The sequence below is a fragment of the Bacillus sp. AP50 genome (assembly GCF_040492675.1).
Classification (GTDB): domain Bacteria; phylum Bacillota; class Bacilli; order Bacillales; family Bacillaceae_G; genus Bacillus_A; species Bacillus_A cereus.
Genome location: NZ_JBEUTW010000098.1, coordinates 1 through 5,164, shown reverse-complemented (window position 1 = coordinate 5,164; position 5,164 = coordinate 1). Strand labels below are relative to the sequence as shown.

Below are 5,164 nucleotides of genomic sequence, written 5' to 3'. Positions count from 1 at the left end.
ATTTATTGTTTAACAATAAATAATTATTGACTGTTAATTCTTTTTTAGATAATATGATGGTAAGAATCTAAGGGGAATTACATAAGTAGAGGAGAATGTGAAATGAAAAATAAATACGTAGTAGCTATTTCTTTCATGATTTTAGCGATTATTTCTTTAACGATACATGCTTCAAACAGTAAAGTAGGAGCGGATGGATTTCTTGAAGAACCTTTCTTTTTCCTAGTACCGATAAGTTATATATTGTTCCTTAGTGGTATTGGTATATTGCTATTTGGATTTATTACTTCAAAGCTGAAAAAGGGCAATAGATAGGGACAAAACACTCACTATGAAATAGAAACATACCATATGGAAGAAAAAGAATAAGTGAGATGAATCATGATGAATCATTATTTTTATAATGGTAGACAAGTAGGAGCTGCTATTACGCTGGCTGGGGCACAAGGGACAATTCATGCTGTGAATCAAGCTATTCAAATGCAGCAACAAGCATATTTTGCACAAATGATGCAAAGTCAGTATATGCCGTATTCACAACTTCCGATGCAAATTGTACATTACGATGTACATCCAGCTGGTTTATTTTCCATTCCATATGGCGGGACATATTTCTTATGAAAGAAAGCGACTCAATAGAGTCGCTTTTTTTATATTCCGCCTAGCTTCATTCCAAGGAAGGCGAAGAGGATACCAATTATGTAAGTAGCACTTAAATATAAAAGGAAGATGTATAGCTTTTTACGATTGAGAAGCTGAACAGATTCTAATTTAAACGTAGAAAATGTGGTGAATGCGCCCATAAATCCAGTACCTAATAATAGTTGCCAGCCTGTAGTAACTCCGTTGCCGATTATATATCCAAGTAAAAATGCTCCTGTTATATTAATAAGGAATGTAGCAATTGGAAATTGTGTTTTATTTCTTTTCTTAAACCAATTGCTAATTGCAAATCGTGTAATCGCACCGAAAAATCCTCCTGTTGCGACTAATAAAGCTTCTATCATGAGTAATCACCTTCTGTAAGAGATTTCTTAATTAAGAAATCTCCAAGTGTATAGCCAAGGCCAGACATAATGAGGCCACCAAGTATACTGCATGATACATATAAGAAGGCTATGCTCCACTCAGAATGATTGATCAATTGCACAGTTTCTACACTAAATGTTGAAAAAGTCGTAAAGGAACCGATGAATCCAGTTCCGATGCCTGTGATAACCTCTGAAGGTAAGATGTTTAGCCGAGCGATATAAGTAGTTAGCCACGCTAAGAAAAAGCAACCGATTAAGTTAATGAGTAATGTTGCCAATGGAAATGAATGATGCCAAAATGTGTTGATATTAAGACCTAAATAATAACGAGAAAGAGCTCCTAATATACCAGCAATGCCAACGATAATATAAATCAATTTTCTCACCTCTTTAAATAGCTTGCTCAAAAAAATAGACTCCTACCAGTATCCATACTGGTAGGAGTCATTAGCTAAGCAGCGTTTATGGCGAACTCCATCGCCTATGATTATTACATATAGTGTACTAAATATACCGTTTAATTTCCAGTGAGGAGGAGGGTGTAACTTTTCTTTTTTTGATGTCTGAAGGCTTTTTAAGTAATTAAAATGGGATCGATTACTTATCAACTAAATATAGTGATATACGGTTTTAATTATGATAAAATGTTTCTTATGTGTGTCGTTTTGTTTTATTTGACTGAAAATAAAGAAAAATAAATTTGCGTGAAAAGGAGTCATTTATTTGAAGAAATTTTTAAAAATCGTATTTACATGTGTTTTAGTAGTAGCGGGCATTGTAGGAGGATTTCTAGCTTATATGACACTTACTAAAGAACAGCCTGCTGATGTTATAAGCTTGAAGGTAGAGAATAATAAGGAGCGCGTATTAGCGACTGGAAATGAGTTTAAAGTTACAACATTTAATATTGGATATGCTGGGTTAGATAAGGATCAAGATTTCTTTATGGATGGTGGAAAGGGATCTGGTTCAAGTAGTAAAGAGCAAACGGAAACTAATTTAAAGAATATGCTTTCGTTTTTACAAAATGAGAATAGTGATTTTGCACTATTACAAGAAGTTGATATAAAGTCACTTCGTTCATTTGATGTAAATGAACATGAATTTTTGAAAAAAGGATTACCTGATTATGTTTCGTCATTTGGCAAGAACTACGATACGAAATGGGTTCCAGTGCCAATAACAAATCCAATGGGATATGCGGAGGCTGGATTAAGTACGTTTTCTAAATACACTGTTCAAGAAGCGAAGAGGTTCCAGCTGCCTGGAATGGAGCCTTGGCCAAAGCGTTTGTTTGATTTAGATCGAGCAATTGTGGAATATAAAATTCCTGTTAATAATGGAAAACATGTTAGACTCGTAAATTTACATTTGTCTGCTTATGATGAAGGCGGGAAAATTAGAAAACAGCAAGTAGAGTATTTAAAAGAATATATGAACAAGCATTATGAAAATGGTGATTACGTAATAATGGGTGGAGATTGGAATCAATTGGTTTCGAACGCTCAATTAAGTGATCCGAAGTTCGTGAAAGAGCGTCCTGAGTGGTTAGTAGAGTTACCGAAGGACTTTACAGACGGTGGCTTTAAGTGGGCTGTAGATCCGTCTGTTATGACTGTAAGAGATGATGTAAAGAAATATGTAGAAGGTGAAAATTTCGTCACTATTATTGATGGCTTTATCGTTTCACCGAATGTAGAGATTGTAAATGTACAAGGGAAAGATTTAAAGTTTGAAAATAGCGATCATAACCCAGTAAGTGCGGTATTTAAACTGAAGTAATTGATATGTATAAGTAGAAGGTGGGGCTTCATATGGAGTGGTTAAAGAGGACTTGTTTTTCTAACCTTGAGAAAGAATCACAGAAAAATCATTTATTACTGTTTATAACGATTTGTAGTTTCTTCCTTGGGATAATCGCGATTGGGTATTATGGATATATTTTTACAGAGAGAGCAATAGCATTTTGGATTTGTGGTATTTCTGTCGTTGCATTTGGAACGCTTTTTACTTTTATAAAAAGTATGGAATCAGTGTATAAATATATTATGACATTTATGTTGCTTACAATGTCTTACATTATGGTACAAGCTTTTAATGAAAGCCCGGCTGTATTTCAAATGGTCTATTTTACATTAGCTGTTTCACTTATTTACTTAAGTGAGCGCCTCATTTTAATTCTTGGCGGGATAGCTGTTGTGATCACATTTATCCTTTGTAGCTATTGGCCGGAGCAATTTTTTGCTTATACAGCCTCGTCTGAAGCTGCTAATTTCGCAAGTTTGTTAGCGATTGTAACAATCGCTATGTGGGGCGTCACGAAAATCGGTTCTAATCTGCTCCTTCGTTTAAGTGATGAGAAGCAAGAAGTAATGAGAAAAGCTCAGGAGTTAGAAGAGACGCAAAGACTTATTGCAGAAACAGTTGTGAAACTAGATAGTAATTTCAATCATTTAAGACAAAATATGAACACGTCGATGGAATCGATGAGTGAAATTAATTTTGCCTTTGAAGAGGTGGCAGTTGGTACGCAATCACAATCAGAGATGATGTATCGTTCGGTAGAAGTATTGAATGATATGGAGGGAAATATTGAGCAAATCATCTCTCAAGTAAGAACTGCATCGGCTCATGTGGATGAAAGCTTAGAAATTTCAAAATGTAGTGTACATACTCTAAGAAATTTTGAAGCTAACATGAGAAGTTTAAATGATGTTGTTTCACAGTCTGGAATTATATTTAGAGATTTAATGATGCAATCGAAACAAATTAATGAAATTGTAGATGTAATAACGAATATTTCAAGTCAGACGAGTTTGCTAGCTTTAAATGCAAATATTGAAGCTGCCAGGGCAGGCGAGCATGGAAAAGGTTTTGCTATTGTAGCGAGTGAAGTGTTAAAGCTTGCTGAAGAATCAAATCGTTCTGCGGGAAGAATTCAAGGGATTTTGAAGGAGTTTAGTAATCAGGCAAGTAAGGTAGAAGTGCAGGTAGAGAAGTCAGAAAGAGTACAAGAAGAGTGTAACGAAATGTTAGCAAGCGTTTTAACAAACGTAACTGATTTAGGGAAGTTTATTGATGCGATTAATAAAGTAATGCGAGAGGTTGTTGTTCATCAAGAAAGTTTCCAAGTTAAAACGACGAATATTGTAAAGGATGTTACGCATGCTTCTAACGTAATTCAGCAAACTTCTACAGCTACAGAAGAAGTGCTAGCGAGTGTGGAAGAAGAAAAACATCGAAATGATACGTCAGTGAAGACGTTACAAACTGTTAGCGAGCAAGTGAAGTTGTTAGAAGATATTTTAGAAAAGTAATATTGCTTAGAAAGAGCACGAGTGATGTGCTCTTTTTTCATTGAAACGAATACTTGATAGGAATTTAATTGCTTTTCTGCGCGTTTTCTGCCAAGCTTAAGGAGATAAAGTGAGACTAGTACATACTGATTATTAGCCCTCACCAATCAAGCTATCCGCAAATAGCGGAATAAAATACTTCAAAGAAAGAATTATATAGGTGACGCATATGATCGAAGTTAAGACTTCTGAACTTAGTGATGGAGAATTTAATAGAGGTGTATTTGCAACTCGTGATATTAAAAAGGGTGAGTTGATACACGCAGCACCAGTTATCTCTTATCCGAATGAACAGCATGAACATATTGAGAAAACGTTACTTGCTGATTACGCATTTGAGTATGGAATCAATCATACGGCAATCCTTTTAGGATATGGTATGTTATTTAATCATTCATATACACCGAATGCAACGTATGACATCGTTTTTGAGAATCATACATTTAACTTCTATGCTTATAAAGATATAAAAGCAGGAGAAGAAATTTTAATCAATTATAATGGTGAAGTTGATAACGATGAGCTGTTATGGTTTGATAAAGAAAAAGAAGAGAACGAAAAGTAATATAAAGAGTATAGAAAGAGCACATTCTGTGGGATGTGCTCTTTTTTATTGATGTAAATAAAGTAAAAAGTACAAAAAAATACCACTTTCTTTTTGTGTGGTATAGTAAGATACTGAGGGATAGTGTTTTGAAAAAGTCATATATTTTACAAATTGTTGTCTTTCTGATGACATGTCAAGTTTAGTAGTCCATTTGGGTTGCTTTATTATGC

The 5,164-nt window shown here is 34.5% G+C and carries 7 protein-coding genes and 1 riboswitch; of the genes, 5 read left to right on the top strand and 2 right to left on the bottom strand.

All coding sequences use genetic code 11. The features are described from left to right. Nucleotides 1-102 precede the first annotated feature (102 nt). Complete coding sequence (locus ABWK52_RS09140) at nucleotides 103-315, top strand: DUF3955 domain-containing protein (RefSeq protein ID WP_000792610.1); 213 nt, start codon at nucleotides 103-105, stop codon at nucleotides 313-315. Between the two features lie 66 nt (nucleotides 316-381). Then, nucleotides 382-621 carry a DUF3947 family protein gene (locus ABWK52_RS09135; protein WP_000980956.1) on the top strand — a complete coding sequence of 80 codons (240 nt, stop codon included), beginning with the start codon at nucleotides 382-384 and terminating at the stop codon, nucleotides 619-621. 29 nt (nucleotides 622-650) lie between these two features. On the opposite strand, the gene crcB (ABWK52_RS09130) is transcribed toward ABWK52_RS09135, so the two are convergent. Further along, nucleotides 651-1,007 carry a fluoride efflux transporter CrcB gene (crcB, locus tag ABWK52_RS09130; RefSeq protein ID WP_000568581.1) on the bottom strand — a complete coding sequence of 119 codons (357 nt, stop codon included), beginning with the start codon at nucleotides 1,005-1,007 and terminating at the stop codon, nucleotides 651-653. Next, nucleotides 1,004-1,408 carry a fluoride efflux transporter CrcB gene (gene crcB, locus ABWK52_RS09125; protein ID WP_000639312.1) on the bottom strand — a complete coding sequence of 135 codons (405 nt, stop codon included), beginning with the start codon at nucleotides 1,406-1,408 and terminating at the stop codon, nucleotides 1,004-1,006. Before crcB (ABWK52_RS09125) ends, crcB (ABWK52_RS09130) begins: the two co-directional genes overlap by 4 nt. Before the next feature lie 54 nt (nucleotides 1,409-1,462). After that, nucleotides 1,463-1,522: riboswitch (Fluoride riboswitch) on the bottom strand. A gap of 232 nt (nucleotides 1,523-1,754) precedes the next feature. Between crcB (ABWK52_RS09125) and ABWK52_RS09120 the strand changes: the two genes are divergently transcribed. The 3 genes from ABWK52_RS09120 (at nucleotide 1,755) to ABWK52_RS09110 (ending at nucleotide 4,952) form a co-directional block, all read left to right on the top strand. Then, complete coding sequence (locus tag ABWK52_RS09120; RefSeq protein WP_000714051.1) at nucleotides 1,755-2,813, top strand: endonuclease/exonuclease/phosphatase family protein; 1,059 nt, start codon at nucleotides 1,755-1,757, stop codon at nucleotides 2,811-2,813. Between the two features lie 32 nt (nucleotides 2,814-2,845). Further along, nucleotides 2,846-4,348, top strand: a complete 1,503-nt coding sequence (locus ABWK52_RS09115) for a DUF4077 domain-containing protein (protein WP_098508586.1) — start codon at nucleotides 2,846-2,848, stop codon at nucleotides 4,346-4,348. A 208-nt stretch (nucleotides 4,349-4,556) separates the two neighbouring features. After that, nucleotides 4,557-4,952, top strand: a complete 396-nt coding sequence (locus ABWK52_RS09110; RefSeq protein ID WP_000573649.1) for an SET domain-containing protein — start codon at nucleotides 4,557-4,559, stop codon at nucleotides 4,950-4,952. Nucleotides 4,953-5,164: the final 212 nt, after the last annotated feature.